At 69.1% G+C, this 15,154-nt stretch carries 16 protein-coding genes; 1 reads left to right on the top strand and 15 read right to left on the bottom strand.

Annotation, left to right across the window (positions count from 1 at the left end; genetic code table 11):
• Nucleotides 1-8 precede the first annotated feature (8 nt).
• Nucleotides 9-368, top strand: coding sequence for a hypothetical protein (locus tag ACNFOC_RS17915; protein ID WP_416960107.1), 360 nt, complete (start codon nucleotides 9-11; stop codon nucleotides 366-368).
• Nucleotides 369-483: 115 nt separating this feature from the next.
• On the opposite strand, the gene ACNFOC_RS17910 is transcribed toward ACNFOC_RS17915, so the two are convergent.
• The 15 genes from ACNFOC_RS17910 to ACNFOC_RS17840 all read right to left on the bottom strand — a co-directional run bounded on the left by ACNFOC_RS17910 (nucleotide 484) and on the right by ACNFOC_RS17840 (nucleotide 15,056).
• Nucleotides 484-2,115: a DUF2637 domain-containing protein gene (locus ACNFOC_RS17910; RefSeq protein WP_416960125.1), complete on the bottom strand. Its 1,632-nt coding sequence runs from the start codon at nucleotides 2,113-2,115 to the stop codon at nucleotides 484-486.
• A 182-nt stretch (nucleotides 2,116-2,297) separates the two neighbouring features.
• On the bottom strand, nucleotides 2,298-5,723 hold the full coding sequence (locus ACNFOC_RS17905; protein ID WP_416960106.1) for a hypothetical protein: 3,426 nt from the start codon (nucleotides 5,721-5,723) through the stop codon (nucleotides 2,298-2,300).
• Complete coding sequence (locus tag ACNFOC_RS17900) at nucleotides 5,724-6,176, bottom strand: TadE/TadG family type IV pilus assembly protein (protein WP_416960105.1); 453 nt, start codon at nucleotides 6,174-6,176, stop codon at nucleotides 5,724-5,726.
• Nucleotides 6,176-6,628 carry a TadE/TadG family type IV pilus assembly protein gene (locus ACNFOC_RS17895; protein ID WP_416960104.1) on the bottom strand — a complete coding sequence of 151 codons (453 nt, stop codon included), beginning with the start codon at nucleotides 6,626-6,628 and terminating at the stop codon, nucleotides 6,176-6,178. Before ACNFOC_RS17895 ends, ACNFOC_RS17900 begins: the two co-directional genes overlap by 1 nt.
• Before the next feature lie 5 nt (nucleotides 6,629-6,633).
• On the bottom strand, nucleotides 6,634-7,059 hold the full coding sequence (locus tag ACNFOC_RS17890; RefSeq protein WP_416960103.1) for a TadE/TadG family type IV pilus assembly protein: 426 nt from the start codon (nucleotides 7,057-7,059) through the stop codon (nucleotides 6,634-6,636).
• Nucleotides 7,059-7,262 (bottom strand): hypothetical protein, encoded by a 204-nt coding sequence (locus tag ACNFOC_RS17885; protein WP_416960102.1) that lies wholly within the window; start codon nucleotides 7,260-7,262, stop codon nucleotides 7,059-7,061. Before ACNFOC_RS17885 ends, ACNFOC_RS17890 begins: the two co-directional genes overlap by 1 nt.
• A gap of 48 nt (nucleotides 7,263-7,310) precedes the next feature.
• The gene (locus ACNFOC_RS17880; protein ID WP_416960101.1) at nucleotides 7,311-8,195 is read right to left on the bottom strand and encodes a type II secretion system F family protein; all 885 of its coding nucleotides are present in this window, start codon (nucleotides 8,193-8,195) and stop codon (nucleotides 7,311-7,313) included.
• The gene (locus ACNFOC_RS17875) at nucleotides 8,192-9,133 is read right to left on the bottom strand and encodes a type II secretion system F family protein (protein ID WP_416960100.1); all 942 of its coding nucleotides are present in this window, start codon (nucleotides 9,131-9,133) and stop codon (nucleotides 8,192-8,194) included. The genes ACNFOC_RS17880 and ACNFOC_RS17875 overlap by 4 nt, the downstream gene beginning before the upstream one ends.
• Nucleotides 9,130-10,608 (bottom strand): ATPase, T2SS/T4P/T4SS family, encoded by a 1,479-nt coding sequence (locus ACNFOC_RS17870; RefSeq protein ID WP_416960099.1) that lies wholly within the window; start codon nucleotides 10,606-10,608, stop codon nucleotides 9,130-9,132. The genes ACNFOC_RS17875 and ACNFOC_RS17870 overlap by 4 nt, the downstream gene beginning before the upstream one ends.
• Nucleotides 10,598-11,422 carry a hypothetical protein gene (locus tag ACNFOC_RS17865; protein WP_416960098.1) on the bottom strand — a complete coding sequence of 275 codons (825 nt, stop codon included), beginning with the start codon at nucleotides 11,420-11,422 and terminating at the stop codon, nucleotides 10,598-10,600. Before ACNFOC_RS17865 ends, ACNFOC_RS17870 begins: the two co-directional genes overlap by 11 nt.
• Nucleotides 11,422-12,126: an SAF domain-containing protein gene (locus tag ACNFOC_RS17860; protein WP_416960097.1), complete on the bottom strand. Its 705-nt coding sequence runs from the start codon at nucleotides 12,124-12,126 to the stop codon at nucleotides 11,422-11,424. The genes ACNFOC_RS17865 and ACNFOC_RS17860 overlap by 1 nt, the downstream gene beginning before the upstream one ends.
• Nucleotides 12,127-12,147: 21 nt before the next feature.
• A complete protein-coding gene (locus tag ACNFOC_RS17855) occupies nucleotides 12,148-12,987 on the bottom strand; it encodes an ATP/GTP-binding protein (protein WP_416960096.1) in 840 nt (279 codons plus the stop codon).
• Nucleotides 12,981-13,529, bottom strand: a complete 549-nt coding sequence (locus tag ACNFOC_RS17850; RefSeq protein ID WP_416960095.1) for a hypothetical protein — start codon at nucleotides 13,527-13,529, stop codon at nucleotides 12,981-12,983. Before ACNFOC_RS17850 ends, ACNFOC_RS17855 begins: the two co-directional genes overlap by 7 nt.
• Before the next feature lie 335 nt (nucleotides 13,530-13,864).
• On the bottom strand, nucleotides 13,865-14,470 hold the full coding sequence (locus ACNFOC_RS17845; RefSeq protein ID WP_416960094.1) for an OmpA family protein: 606 nt from the start codon (nucleotides 14,468-14,470) through the stop codon (nucleotides 13,865-13,867).
• Nucleotides 14,471-14,483: 13 nt separating this feature from the next.
• Nucleotides 14,484-15,056, bottom strand: coding sequence for a hypothetical protein (locus tag ACNFOC_RS17840; RefSeq protein WP_416960093.1), 573 nt, complete (start codon nucleotides 15,054-15,056; stop codon nucleotides 14,484-14,486).
• Nucleotides 15,057-15,154: the final 98 nt, after the last annotated feature.

Below are 15,154 nucleotides of genomic sequence, written 5' to 3'. Positions count from 1 at the left end.
TCAAGCAGTTGGACCGTGGCGGACTGGCCGACACCTGGTTCGGCTACCCGCCCCAGAAGCACAGCGTGCACCTCTCCCAGGCATTCACTCTGCTCGGCGAGACCAGGGAGGCCTACGCCGATCAAGAGGCCGCCTTCGCGCTCACCACTTCACCGTCCGTCATGACGCGAGCCCTGCTGGCGCTGGACGTCGCGCAGTGCCTTCGCGCGGACCGTGATCCGCAGGGCGCCGCCGACATGGCGGCCGAGGTATGGAGGCAACTCCCCGAGGGCTTCCGCACCGGGCTCGTCCACACTCGCGCCGAGATGCTGCGGGGCAGCCTGACCGGGAAGCCTCGTGAGCAGCTCTCGGAGATACTCAGCGCGTGACCCGTCCGTCCGGCCTTGCAGCGCTGGACAGGTCGACGACGCGGCTGCGGCGGGCCGTTGGGTGCGGTGGGGTGATGCTGTTGCCGATGCGGGTGGCGTGTGGTGCTTGCCTGGATCAGAACGTTCTTTGGCGGTGGAGTGTCTGCCAGCGGTGTTCGAAGGTGTGGTGGTGTTTTTCGAGCTCGCTCGTGTGGATGGGTTTGTTGTATTGGGCGGTGATGCCGTGTTGTGCGAGGTCTTTGGTGACGTGGTCGGGGTCGGGGTGGTCGTCGAGGGTTCGGTGGTGGGCCCAGATGGTGTAGATCCGGAATTGCAGGAAGTAGCGGGCGAGTGTTTTTGCTCTGAGGGGCTGGTTGTCGCGGTCCAGGATTCCCTGGCTGGCGAGGTATGCCGACAGTTGGGTCGCGTCGGGCTCCGCGTGTAGTTGTTGCTGGAGGTCCTGCCATGCCAGGTAGTAGCGGTCGACGGGGGTGAGGCTGGTCCGTGGGGGCGTCGTCGTTTCGCCGGGCGTCGGCTCGCCGGGCGGAGACACCGTGTGGGGTTCTGTTTCCTGGCCGGAACGTGGAGCTTGCGCATTTCGCGGAGGAGACACGGCGTCTGCGGAGCGTGCGGGGTGCAGTGCCTCTGGGGCCACGTGGGCTGAGGGACTGGAGCTGGAAGGCGTTTCATCCGGAGTGGTGTGCAGGACAGGCGGTTGTTCATCCCGCTCCTGTTCCTCGTCGCTGTGGGCGTGCTCCTCCAGGTCGTACTCGGGGTGGTAGCCGTCCTTGTAGGCGGCTCCTTGCAGCGGATCGTCGGAGCGTGAACTCGCGTCTGGTGTGGGTTGCTGGACGTGCTGGGGCTGTTGGGGAGGCGTGTTGTCCTCGTCCTCGGGCCCGGGGTGTTGAACGTGTTCGGTCTGTTCGGGGGGCTCATTGTTCTCAAGGTCGGGACCAGGACCTTGTTCTCTTCGGAGCGCGGTCGCCTCTGTTCGGGTTGTCTGAGAGGCAGACCTGTCCGAGGCCGGGCTGGGCGGTGCCGGGGTGTTCTGGACGGCCGGTGCCGTCTGCTGTTCCTGCTCGCGGGCCGGCTCCAACTGCGGTGCCGGGGGCAGCAGTACGGGTTTGATGCCCGCCGCCGCGAGGCCCGAGGGGGCCGTCTCCGCGAGGGGGACGCCGTAGCGGGCCAGGCGCAGCGGCATCATCGACTCCACCGGGGCCTTGCGGCGCCAGGCGCGGCCGAAGCGGGAGTGGAGGCGGGCCTGGTAGACGAGGCGGTCCTGTTCCAGCTTGATGACCTGTTCGTAGGAGCGCAGCTCCCACAGTTTCATGCGGCGCCAGAGCAGGAACGTCGGGATGGGGGAGAGCAGCCAGCGCGTGAGCCGGACGCCCTCCATGTGCTTGTCGGCGGTGATGTCGGCGATCCGGCCGATGGCATGGCGGGCGGCCTCGACGGTGACGACGAACAGCACAGGGATGACAGCGTGCATCGCCCGGCCCAGAGGGTCGGTGGCCGCTGCGGTGTTGAACGCTACGGTCGCGACGGTCAGCAGCCATGCCGTCTGGCGCAGCAGCGGGAAGGGGATCCTGATCCAGGTCAGGAGCAGGTCGAGGGCGAGCAGGACGCAGATGCCCGCGTCGATGCCGATCGGGAAGACGTACGCGAAGTTCCCGAAGCCCTTCTGCAGGGCGAGTTCGCGCACGGCGGCGTACGAACCCGCGAAGCCGATACCGGCGATGACGACCGCACCGGAGACGACCACACCGATGAGTCCTCGCTGGGTGCGGCTGAGGGCGGCCGGGGCACTGCGTGGCTCTGGTGGGAGGACATCGGCCTGCGCTGCATCGTCGGCCGGTCCCGGTCCCGGCTTGGGGCCGGGTCTGGTGGGAAGGGCTGGTGGGGGTATGGAGGTCGGCGATGAGGGCGGTGGTGCCGGTCGGGTCGTGGTCATCACTGCTGCGTCCGGTCGGGGTGCGGTATGCCGAGGAGGTCGTTGATGAGTTGCTCGGTCTCCAGCTCCGGTGAGCAGTCCAGTGCTCGGTTCACCTGCTGGACACGGGCGATGGCGGTGTGCAGCCCCTGCCGGTTGTCGGCCGCGTGCTCGATCCGGAACCAGTCCCGGTACAGCAGCTCCGCGGTGTCGTCGACGTCGAGGCCGGTCGCGACGGCCTGGCGGGCCGTGCTGAGATCGTGCTGCGGGCCGGCAGGGGTGCGGCAGGTGGCGATGGTGTGTGCGACGTCGACGATGCGCGTGATCATTTCCTGCTGGTAGGGCTCGGCCCACGGCATTGGCCTGCCGCCGAACGGTCGGCCCCGCACCAGAGCGAGCGCCCGCTCCAGATCCGGGAGGCCCAACAGGCCCAGCGGCAGCGCGCGTTCAGCGAGCTGCAGGAAGCAGGTCCAGTCGCAGCGCACCCCGGGGGAGAGCCGGTAGGGGTCGTCGCCGGCCTTGCGGCGCGGCACGTAGGGGTTGCCGGCGGAGTCATTGCCCAGGGAGCTGCGCAGGCCCTGCATCCGGGCGTTGAGGGTGGTCGGCGACCAGGGGCTGATGGGATCCATGTCGGAGCACAGAACGTCCGCGCCGCGTCCGGGCCGGAAGTACAGCAGCGCGGCAAGCTGTGCCATGCGTGGGCCGTGGCCGGTGCGTTCCACGCCGGTCACGTGGATCGGACCCAGCACCCGGATCTCCGGCGCGTGCAGGTCATGAGCCTCGTGCTCCTCCTTGGCCTCCGGCACGGGGACTTCGCCGCCGCCCCTGCCGTCCGTCTCTGGGACATCACCGGCGGAGGGCACCGCCGGGTCGGCACTCGGGGTGTCCTCGGCCGCGGCCTGAAGCGGCGTGTCAGCGGTGGGCAGCAGTCGGAGTCCGGACGGGTCGAGGGTGGCGGCGAGCAGAGCCGGGAAGATGCCGTTGTCGCCGTCCGCTGCCGGCATCACCGGAGGGATCGTGGTGGCGTCGTAGGCCGCGGGCGTGGCCAGGGGCTCTGTCGGCGGCGTGGTCTGCTGGGGCGGCGCCGCGATGTCGGGCTCGTCCGGCACGTCCTGCCAGGGCCCTTCGGCCGGGTGGGCTGACTGGGCGGACAACGTCAGCGCGTTGGTGATCTGCTGGTAGGCGGCGTGCTCCAGGCGTTGCACGGTGATGTTGGCGCCGACGGAGTCGAGGGGCTGCGGCGTGCTGAGTGAGGCGTTGAGGATCTCCCCCTCAGGGAAGTGCGCGGCCGCCGTACTCGCTGGCGCGATCAGGGTGACGGGCACCGCTCCCGCCTTGTCGATGACCTCGGCGAACTCCCAGGCTGTGTCCGCGTCCAGCGCCGATGCGCACAGCAGCAGATAGGGCTGGTGACTGGTCTCGGGCAACTGGTGCGCCTCCAGCAGCCGCTCGCCCAGATCGCGCAGTGCGTGTGCGGCCTGCCGCATGTGGGCGATCCGCGCGGTGGGCAGCAGCCCGGGCAGGTCCTCGCCGAACCCGACGGTGACGACTTCGACGTCGCTCGCCCACGGGCTCATCCCGAGTTCCAGGGCGAGGGAGATGCACACCTCGGTGATGTGGACCGGGTTGCCGTCCAGAAGCACCGCCTGCACGCGGGCAAGGTTGAGCAGAACCAGGTCACCCGCTTCGGTGCTGCCGATCGTGGCCAGCCCCGGATACGGCGCCGTCACCTGATGGGCCGTCTCCTCGTCCAGGAGATCGGCGTCGGCGGGTAGGACCCACCAGCCGGCCTGCCCGGAAGTGAAAGGCGCCAGTGGCTCCTGGGCGAGGTTCTCGGGCAGCACCTCTACCGCGCGCACACCGATCCGCGCGGCCCGCAGTGGCGGCAGGACCGCTTCGCCTCCCTCCTGGCCCACCTGATAGGCCATCGTGCGCAGGGCCACGTCCAGGCGGGCAGCGCCGTCGGGTTCGGCGGCTGCCGCCAACTGGGCCTCGGCCGGTGAAGGTTCCGGCACGATGGCGATCGTCTCGCCCGGTTTACGGCGGCGGCGCTGCAGCGTCCTGCGCAGCGCCAGAGCGCCGGTGACGGCGGCCGCCAGCAGCGCGCCGGCGCCGAGAACGGTGCGCAGGTTCAGCGGACTGCTGGCCGGAGTCGGCGCTGGCGTTGCGGTCGCCGTGGCGGCGGGAGAGGGGACAGCGGAGTTCGACGCCTCGGACGACGCTGACGGAGAGGCAACAGAGGGAGCGGAACTGGTGCTTGGCGCGGGCGTCACAGAAGGAGGCTGCTCCTGCCTGGGCTGCTCGGCGGAACGGCTGCTCGGGATGCTGGACGGCGTGGACTCTGGTGTGGGCGCCATGGTGGTGCCCGGTGTCGGAGCCTGCCCGTCTTCCGTATCATCACCCGGCTTCTGACCGCCGGGCGCCTCGGTGGCCGGGGGAGTGGCCTTCTGGCCGCCCGCCTTCTCACCGTCGTCACTGTCGCGTGGTGGTGCGTGCTGGTCGGCCTGGACGCCGGGCACCGTGACCTGCTGCCCCGCGAAGACCACATCCGGGTCGGTGATGGCGGGCAGTCCGTCTGGCTGCGCCTTGCCCCGGCTGGCCTCGTACAGCTTCGGCCACTCGTTGCCGTCGCCGAGCTCCTCCTGCGCGATCTTCGACAGGTAGTCGCCCGAGTGGACCGTGACGACGTGCTCACTGCCGTCGGCGGCAACGGGGCTGTCGTCGCTCAGCTGTGTGCGGAGGCCTCCTGCGGCATCAGCGGCATGAGGCATCCTGAGCTGCCAGCCGGGCTGCAGGAAGCTGTTCGCGCGGAAGACCTCGCCGTCCGTCATGGTGCGGCCCTCATTGAGGTTGGCGATCTCCCGCCACCGCTCGCCGTCGCCGAGTTCTTTCTCGGCGATGCTCCACAGACTCTCCGCCGGCCGCACCTCCCGCACCGTGTAGGTCGCGCTCTGCGCGCGGTCGGTGGCGGACGCTGTACGGTCCGCGTCGGCGCTCTGCGCGCGTACCTGACCCGGCAGTTGGACGGCCGTGGCACTGGAGGCGGCCTGCGCGGGGGTGGCCAGTGCGGAGCCGGTGGGCAGCAGCACCAGGATCCCGCCGATCAGGACGGCCGCGGCGCGCTGCGAGGCGCCCAGCCCGCGCGGGGCGTGCCAGGACCGTCCGCGCAGTTGCGCGCTCAACTCCCGTACGGCACAGAACGTGAACTGAGCCCAGCCGATCCAGCCCACGGCGACGAGGAGCAGCAGGAACGCCCCGCCGGTGTCCTGCCGGTCCAGCAGGTGTGTGAGGTCGTCGCGGCTGGACGCCCACAGGACAGGCGTCACCCAGGCCAGGAGCAGCGGCAGCCCGGCGACCGCGCCGACCAGGACCAGCAGACTGCCCGCCGCGGTGACGATCCGGGCCGGGAGGGAACGGGCTGTCGCGGGGGAGTGGGGAGTGCGCATTCAGTTTCCTTCTGGTGCGGTGACGCCGTGCAGGAGGGTCGCTTCGCCGTGGCCGGTCACCGCGAGAGAGCCAATCCCGACCACGGGCAGGAACTTCGTGGCATAGGTGTCGGTGACCGTGACGGTGAGCGTCTTGCCGTCCCCGGACACGCTGACCGATCCCGTCGCGCCGGCCGAGCGGAGATAGGCCTGGGCTGCGGCTTGGGCGTCCTGCGGGTCGACCACGATCGCCTTGCCGGTGATGGCCTGCGCCGGATCGATGGCCTGCCCGCCGGCCCGCGCGGCCTCACCGGCGATGTAGTCGGCGCGTTCGGTGGCGCGCATCTTGCTGCCGCCGTCGACGGAGATACCGATGATGCCGATCAGCGCGACCACGCACACGGCCACGAAAATGGTGACGCCGCCCCGGTCGTCCAGCCGTCCGCGGTACCGGCCTGCAAGCCACACGATCATCAGTCCCCCCGCTGCCGGTACTGATCAACCACCGACGTCGCCGTCGACGTCAGCGTCCGGGCACCGGGCACGCCCGGAAGGAGAAGATCGGAGAGATTGACCGTGCAGCTCACGGTCACGGTGACCGTCCCCACCTGCCCGACGGGCACGTTGAGCCCGCCCGTGTTCACACGGACGCTGGTGGACGCGCACGTGATGCCCTGATCGTCCAGAGACTCGAGGGCAGCCGCGTGCGCAGCGTCCTGCGCGGCCGCCGCGGTGCGGTGAATGGATGCCTCCCGCGCCGCGTCCTCGGCCGCCGAGTCGATCTTCGCGCCGGACATGACGAGGCGTCCGCCGGCGATCGCCAGACACAGGAACATGATCAGCGGCGGGAGGACGATGGCGGCCTCGATCGCGACACTGCCCTCGTCCCGGCCGGGCACCCGCTTCCAACAGGCTCTGACGCGCAACGGATTCACCCTCCCGCAGTCGTCCAGCGCTCGACGGCCCCCGACGCCGACTGCGTGATCTTGAGACCTGACAGGCCCGGGATCATCGACAGGGCCGTACCGGACACCTGGATACGGACGCGTTGTCCGTCGTTGCTGGCCGAGACGCCGTAGCCGTGCAGACTGTCACCCGCACTGCGCCCGAGGACCTCCTGCGCGCGGGCCGTACCGTCGGCGGGAGATGCCTGGTACGCACGCGCCGCGGTGAGGCCTTCGCGGGCGGCGGTCAGGGCGATCTCCCGGGCGTAGTACCACATGGAGGCCTGGATGACGGCGATCGTGGTGAGCAGGATGAACGGGAAGACGATCGCCATCTGGATGGAGGCGTCGCCGCGGTCGTCCCCCCAGCGCCGCCCGTCCCACCAGGCCCGGATACGGGCGCCGCCCGGCATCAGATCCCGCTCAGGCTCAGGTTGTACTTCGCGATCACTACGGCGATCGTGCCGGCGATCGCCAGGGCGCCGCCGACGGCGGCAACCCAGATGATGACGGTGGTGATGCTGATATCGCCACGGTCCGGCCGGCGGGAGGCCTCCTCCATGCGTGTGGCCACCCAGCGGACGGCGCGGCAGGACCGTAATGCGGTGTACTTCATCGGGAGTGCTCCTCCAACAGATTCAGCGAGTTCGACGGGCGAGACGGGTCAGACGGTGAGCATGCGGATCACCGCAGGGAATGCCATCAGCAGCATCACGAGGACGGCGAGGAGTGCACCGGGAGCGGTCATCTTCTCGCTGGCGGCATTGGCCTCGGCGGCCTGCGCGGCGAGCAGTTCGGTGTTCAGCGCGGCGGTGCGGGCCCGCAAGGCCTTGTAGACGGCGGCGCCCTCGGTAGCCGAGCCGCGCATGATGTCGGCGACATCCGTCAGAACGGGCAGGTCGTACTCGTCGGCGAGTTCGGACAGCGCCTGGTACGGCGCGATCTTCTCCAGCCGGGCCCGGCGCAACGCGCCCTGCAGATACAGAAACGGCCAGCCCTGCCCGACAGCAGCGGCCTTCGCCAAGGCCTCGGCAGGTCCGGTGTCCGCGGCCCGCTTGAGCGCCACCAGGTCCAGGTAGGCGGACAGGGCGTGCGCGAACTCCTCCCGCGCCCGCTTGGCCTGATCACGTACCGCGAGGTCGGGAGTGATGAACAGCAGGGCGGCGATGGCGAGTCCGGCGGCTGCGGGCACGTAGAAGGGCAGGGAGACACCCGCGACGATCCACGGGACGGACACCAGCACGGGGCACAGCAGGCCGAGCGCGGCGAGTGCCGTCTTCTTCAACATGAACTGACCCGGCCCCTGCCCGAGCAGGGCGAGGTTCTTGACGGGAATCCGTACGCCGGGCAGGTGCTCCAGGCGGGCCAGCAGCCACCTGCCCCACCGCTCCTCCCGGTCCAGCTCGGGCTCGGGCATGCTGAGGCTTGCCGGACCGGTGCGCTTGAGCGCTGCCGCCAACGCGGGCTGCGGACGCAGCAGTTCACGCACCAGCAGGGCGACGCCGGCACCCACGGTGCCGCCGGCCGCTACGACGGGAAGCAGATTCACGGCGTGACTCCTTCCAGCTCACGTTCCCGGGCCGGTTCTGGAGCGGGGGTGGGGAGGCGGACGGTGCTGCGCGCGTCGGCGATCAGGAATCGGGCGATGTGCCGGAAGGTGCCCAGCGAGCGCATCAGGGCGAGCGTGGCGATGAATCCGGCGGTCAGGAACGCGAGGACGAGTTGTCCCAGCAGGGTGTTGTAGGGGCGAGTGAAGGACGGCACGAAGAATCCGGCGACGATGATGCCCAGCGTGATGAGGGTCATCCACCGTACGGTCGTCCTCGACTTGGCCCGGTCGGCCTCGACCTTCCGCTTGCCGGCGACCTCTTCGCGGACAGTGGCCGCCAGGTCCTCCAGGCCCTGGGCGAGGCCCGGGCCGCGGTCGCTGACCGAGAGGATCAGCGCAGCCGCCACTTTGTCGGCGGTGATGTCGTCGAGTTCGTCGGCGAAGGCACGCAGGGCATCTTCCGGACGCCATCCCAGACGCAGCCGGTCGGAGAGGTTGATGATCTGCCCGGCGAGCTCTTCGGGGGCACTCCTGCGGCTGGTGATCATTGCCTGTTCCAGTCCCATGCCCAGCCGCAGCAGCCCGGCCAGCCGCTGCGTCCATTCACTCAGCGCCTCCAACTGCCCGATGCGTTCCTGCGCGATCTGCGCCGGCGAAATCAGCCACGGCACCCCGATCACGGACGAACCCAACAGAGCTGCGGCCACGAAATTCCCGGAGACCAGCCACACACCCACGAACACCACCAGCGACGCGGCGGTCAGCGTGCGCCGTCGCAACCGGACATCTTCGCCCTGCTCCGTGCCGCCACGCGTCGCCTTCCACCGCTCACGCAGTGAGGCCCGGCGCGGAGCCGAAGTCCCGACCACACCGGCGATGATGCCGATCAGTCCACCGATGACGGCCATGCCACTGAGCAGCGCACCCAACAAGATCACCGGCCGGCCCCCACCTTCAGGGCCAGCGGCTGCTCCCACGAACCGGCAGCGAACTGGAGCAGGCCGGAGTCGAAGCCCACGCGGCGCAGGTCGTCGATGCAGCTCGGGTCCATCCGCGGCGCCGCGCGCAGCTCCCCGAACTCCCTTCCCGGAGCGAAGATCTCGTTGGTTGCCGGGCGCCCGGACTCGCCGATCCCGGTCACCTCAAGGATGTGGGAGACGTAGCGGTGGCGGTAGCCGCCGATCTGCGTCTCATCCGTCATGTCGACGAACACGACGAAGTCCAGGCCGTTGGCGGTCTGCCGGTAGGCGAGCTGCTCGGAGAGGTTGCCCTGAGCGAGTGCGTACAACTCGGCGATCCGGTCGAAGACGATGTCGGGACGACGCGCGTGGATCGTGCACAGGTTGCCGCCCGACCCGTTCGTCAACGCCTGCATCATGGCGACCACTTCGGGGCCGCGGACCTCACCGACCACGATCCGCTCCAGCGACATACGCAGCGCGGGATGCATCAGGTCCAGCAGGGTGATCTCGCCCGCACCGCGGCCCGTGACGTCCTTCTCCCCGTTGGACTCACGCCCGACCAGGGAGACGACCTGGCGGTGGTAGCCGTTGTTGTGGGCGAACAGCTCGTCCTCGGTCTGGATGGTGGCGAAGCGGCAGTCCGGGGCGAACTCCTTGAGCATCGCCCGCAGCAGGGTGGTCTTCCCGGCCTTCTGCTTCCCCGCGATCATGACGTTCTTCTCCGCGCGCACGCACGCGCCGAGGAATTCCCGCAGGATCGGGTCGATCGTGCCCAGTCGCACCAGGTCATCTAGGCAGGCGTGGGAGACCCGGTGGCGGCGGATGACCGCGTACGTCATCGGGCCGAGCCCGGTGATCGCCTGCAGGCGGGAGCCGTCCGGTAGCGAGAGAGCGAGGGTGGGGTTCGCGGTGGAGATGGTCCGCTCGTTGTGCCCAGAGCCGCGGGCCAACTCCCGCAACAGTTCGAGGAGTTCCTCTTCCGAGTCCGCGATCGGGCCGACCATCCGGCGTGAACCGTCGCCGTAGTCCAGCCACACCTCATCCGGGCCCTGGACGATGATGTCCTCGACCCGCTCGTCGTCCAGATACGGCTGCAGCCGCCCGGCCCGGTAGAGCCGGTCGTAGACGGCACGCCGCAGCGCCCCGTCCTCGTACGGTGTCATCGCGTGCGCGTCCGACCACAACGCGACCGCCTCGTTGATCCAGCCCAGGCAGCGCTGCTCCTCGGTGGCCCGGCCCATGCCCGGGACGCTCTTCAGCAACTCCTCACGCTGCCGGGCGACTTGGGCCGCGATGTCCCGTGCGGCCTGGTAATCGACGGTGATCTGCGGTGCTGCGGCGCCGACCGTGTGCGGACTTGAAGCAGTTCCGGCCGGAGTCCGGTACGCCTCCTGAGGGCGACCGGGCGGGGGAGCCACGGAAGGATCATGGTGCAGAGGCCTAGCGTCCACGGTTCACCTCCCCGCCCGCGAAGGCGCGGCGCTGATCGAGGCGGGAACGGCGTACGGCGGCACGCTGCACCAGCAGGGCACCGCTCGTACGGGCGGCCTTCATCAGCGACGACCTGGTGAAGCGGCGGGACTGCTCGGCGCCGTCCGACAGCACCCGGGCATCCTCCGGCGCGTACGGCAGTGTCGCCACGACCGGCACCTGCAGCACGCGCTGGACCTCGCCGGCGGGGTAGGGGCCCTCGTCGATCACCAACAGGCCGACGTCCCCGACGCGTTCCTCCAGCGCCGTCACCCGGGCCTGCGCGGCCTGCAGACAGCGCAGGGTGTTGCGCACCACCACGATGACAGCGTCAGCCTGTTCGGCCAGCACCCCGGAGAGACCGAAGGCGCCGCTGCGGCCGAGATCGATCAAGACGTCGTGGCCATGGTCGGTCTCGATGCCCCGGAACATGGCCGCCAAGCCCTTCCAGACCGAGCCCAGGCTCGCCGCCTGGGCGGGGTTGGTGATGCCGGGTAACAGGATCCGGTCAGCCGGTGAATCCGGCTGTCCGGCCTCGCCGTTCAGGGCGATCAGCTGGCGCCAGAAGGCGTCGCTGAACTCGCCCTTGCGGGCTGCCACCGAGAGGTTGCGCAGCCCGTACCGGTCGCCGAGCGTGCCCTGCAGCAGTCCGTGCAGCACGGCCCCGCCATCCGGGTCACACTCGGCCAGGATCATCTTCCGGCCCGACTCCAGCGGCCACGACAACAGCAGCGCGAGCGCAGTGGTCGTCACCCCGGGTGCGCCGGTGCAGCCGGCCAGCGCGACGACGGCCATCAGCTGCCGTCCGGAGCGGTGAGGACCAGGCGCAGTGCGCTCGCCGAAACCCACGCCGCGACGATCGGGCCGTCGGTCGCGGACGTCGCGACGTCGACGACCACAATCCCGGTGCCGGGAGCGGCCTTGGACGCCTTCACGACACGTCCAGTGATCGTCTCCGGAGCGGTGGACGTCTTGTCGGTGTCCGTGTCGCCCTGCGCGGGAACGTGGACCAACTCGACCTTCTGGCCGGGTACCAGGCTGGTGGCGGGAACCTGTTCGGGCTTGAGCCCGATCGGCACCAGTTGCTCGCCGGCTTTGACCAGGGAGTCCTTGGTGACCTGTGACGGCGTCAGCAGTGAGCCGGGCTTCAGTTCCACGGCCGCCCGCTTGCCCACCACGGCCTTCGCATCGTCCGCGTGGACGGCCTTTACTGCCGGGTCCAGGGAGATCGAGGCCGTCCCCAGGTCCTGTTCGGTGAGGACCTGGCCGACCTGGACGTCCCGGACCACGGTGACCACCTGCGTGCGGTGGCCGACCTGCAACAGCAGGACGGCAACCCCGGCACCGCCGGCGGCGATCAGCGCCAGCGACAGGGCGATCACGCCCGGCCGGCGCCTGCGGGCCGACACCCGCGGCGGAGCGACCGGCGCGGCCACCTGCCCCTGCTGGGGGACACCGCTCGCGCTCGTTGTCCCTGTGCGTTCTTGGGTCCTGCTCAACGCTGCATCCTTCCGATGGCGCTACCTGACGACCTGGAGCTCGCCGATCGCCACCTGCGTCTGGGTTTGCCGGATTTCGGTGAGCTGACCGGTCTGTCCGCCGCCGGCCGTGACCTGCCAGTCGATCGTCCACGTGGAGGTCGCGGTCACCTCGTACTTACCGTTGGCCGCGTTGGCCGAGGTCGTGGTGTAGAGGTGGCCGCAGGTCGGGGACTCGCCCATACCGACGGCAGCCGCGTAGACGGTGCCGGGGCCGGTGCACGTCACCGTGGCGCCGTCCCCCATTCGCCATACGATCTTCGACACCTTCGCCGTCGCCGTGACGGTTACACCGCCTGCCGTTGCTGATGCAGAGTTCGGCCCGTATGTGGTGGCGCTCTGGTTGACCCACATCCATACCGGGACGCCGACGGTGTATTTGCCGGCCGCGCGTGGACTGGCGATGTCGGGTCCAGCGAGCTTCATCTTGTCCACGGCCTGCTGCGCGAGGACAGCGGGGTCTACGGCTGGCACATTGGCGCCCAGGGCTGCTCCGAAGAAGGTGGTGCCTCCGTCGGTGCAGGTTCGTTCATAGGCGATCTTTCCTTCGCCTGGGTAAAAGAAACTGCCCGGGGGCGGCTGGGGGTCCATACGCTGCACTGTGCAGTCGGACTTTTTGCCGCGGTTCGAGGCGTTGTGTCCCTTCCCGGTGTCCTGGCTGTTCTTGCCGTCGTGGCCATCGGTGCCCACGCCTACACAAAACGACATCAGGTCGCAGTTGCCAGTGCTGATGTTGGGGTCATCGCCCGCATGAGCGGACGCCGAGCCTGCAGCCACTAAGGCGGCGGCCATGAGGCTGATAGCGGCGGGACGCTTCAGCATGCCTGGTCCTCTGGCGTCACTTTGACGATCACCCACTGGCCGTACCACTTCTCTGCGACGGCATTGGTGACGTACTTCGTCCGGCGGCCCTTAGGCAGCGCGACTTCCTGGTCAGTGGAGGCTTTCACCAGCTTCCACTGCGAGACGTCTGTGCAATCGGTCAGGGAACCCTGCGGCACTTTGCGGTTGGTGTCGACGGACGTGACCTTGGGCGACAGAGTGGGCCGACCAGTGGCCACGAGCCCTTTGGCCTTAAGCGAGTTCACTTCCGTCTCGGCGGCGGCGTAGGCATCGGCAACGGCGTACTTCTTCAGTTGCGTCCCCTGAACGCTGGCCTTCGCGTACGCGGCGACCTTCTCGTCCCAGTAGTGCCGATACGCCGCTATGACCGGGGCTCCTGGGTCCACGCTGGGGGAGGCCGACGAAGCATCCGGTGTTGATGAAGCTGGAGTCGACGTCGACGCTGTGTTCTTGGCATTGTCTTGCGACGAGATTTTGCTGTCGCTGCAACCGGCAAGCGCGACCAGGCTGCCAGCGATCAAGAGCGCTGTTATGTGGGTTCGGATGCGAACAGCGGTGAGCCATGGCATGCGTCGGTTTTCTCGTGTCACGTTGTCTCCCCGTACGAACGCGATGCGTGGAGACCGCAGCACCGGGCTCTGCAACGTCCATGCCCAGCCTGCGGCCTGGTCGAGCTGTGGTGATGCTTTTGCGTGGCCGCAAGATTACGCATATGCCAGCGAACTTCCCGGTAACTTAATCGAGTTGACTCAATTAACTCGGGTCGCATTTGGTCGCTTTCGGAACTCGTGTCCTGTGTGTTCGCTCGTTCTGACCACGGACGGTCTGGCGTGCACTGCGCTTGGTGCTGCATTGGTCATCTTCCTGTTGGCTGGAATGAGATCTCGACCCGCCGGTTCTCTCTCCGGCCGGCCTCCGTGGTGTTCGAAGCGATCGGATGCCGTTCGCCGAACCCCCGGGTTTCGAAGCTGACCGTTGACGGGAGCCCGTCGGCTAGGACGGTCTGCACGGCTTGGGCCCGCTGTGTGGACAGGGCGTCGCCGTGGGTGGAGGAGCCGAGGGTGTCGGTGAAGCCGGAGACGCGGACCTTCGCGGGGCGCTGCTGGTTGATCTCCCTGGCGATCGCGGCGATGTGGGACTGTGCCGAGTTGCTCAGCCGGGCGCTGTCCTTGGCGAACAGCACCTCTGCCTGGAGTTCGTATGTCACCTCTGTATTCGTGTCCTCGCGCCGTTCGGACCCGTCTTGGTCCTCGACCACCTGGTTGAGGGCGACGGGATCCGAACCGAGATCGAGAATCCTGGGCGGGGCAAGCGTCGCGCCGCCGCGTAGTACGAGGCCGGAGCCGCTCCCGTAGGGGGTGCCGGCCGCCTGCTGGATACCGCCGGCGGCCACGTTGAGGGCCGCGCCCAGGATGGTGAGAGTGAAGAGCGGGAGCATGAAGCGGGATCGGATCCGACGCATGCGGTACCTCACCTCATCCGGAGATTTTGATGGTTGCGGTGTCGAACAGGGGCAATTGGAAGCCGACCGTGGTCGTACTCGCTGATGGTGCGGGGAACTGCATGAAGACGCGGACGCTCTCACCGGCCTTCAGCGTGGACAGACCGGTCGTGGTGAGAGGGTGGCCGCTCGTATCGCGCAGCACGTAGTAGCGCTTGTGCCGGCCGAAGTCGGTCACGGTGGCTCCGGCCAGTGACGGTCCGGTCTTGAGGACGGCGAGTTCGTCGCCGCGCAACTCGGCGGGGACGACGGCTGTTTCGGCTCCGTCGTTCTTCAGGTCGCCGCGGACGGTGAGGTAGGCGGCCGGATCCCGCTCGGCCGAGGTGATCGTCAGTGACAGGCCGTTCTGCCCCTGGAGATCGGCCAGCGCCTCGCCGGTCCGGACCAGTTGCTCGTGCGGAGAGGCCTCGCCGGACCCTGACGCGGCCGCCAGGCGGTCCTGCTGGGGGCCGCCGTCCGAACAGCCGGCGACTCCGAGGCCCAGCCCGGCCGTAAGCGTCAGCGCGGCCAGGCGCCTGCCGAGCGCTGTGGTGATCCATGTGCTCATGGAAGTGCGTCCTTTCCGTGGAGTAGTCCTGGGGTGAGCTGGTTGCGGTTGCCGGGGCCACTGCGTCGGGGCGGCCTTTGTTCGGAGGGGGGTGGGTT

Origin of the sequence: Streptomyces colwelliae (assembly GCF_048158785.1) — a bacterium.
Classification (GTDB): Bacteria; Actinomycetota; Actinomycetes; order Streptomycetales; family Streptomycetaceae; genus Streptomyces.
The sequence above is the reverse complement of the archived record's forward strand: the minus strand, read 5'-3'. Positions and strand labels throughout refer to the sequence as shown.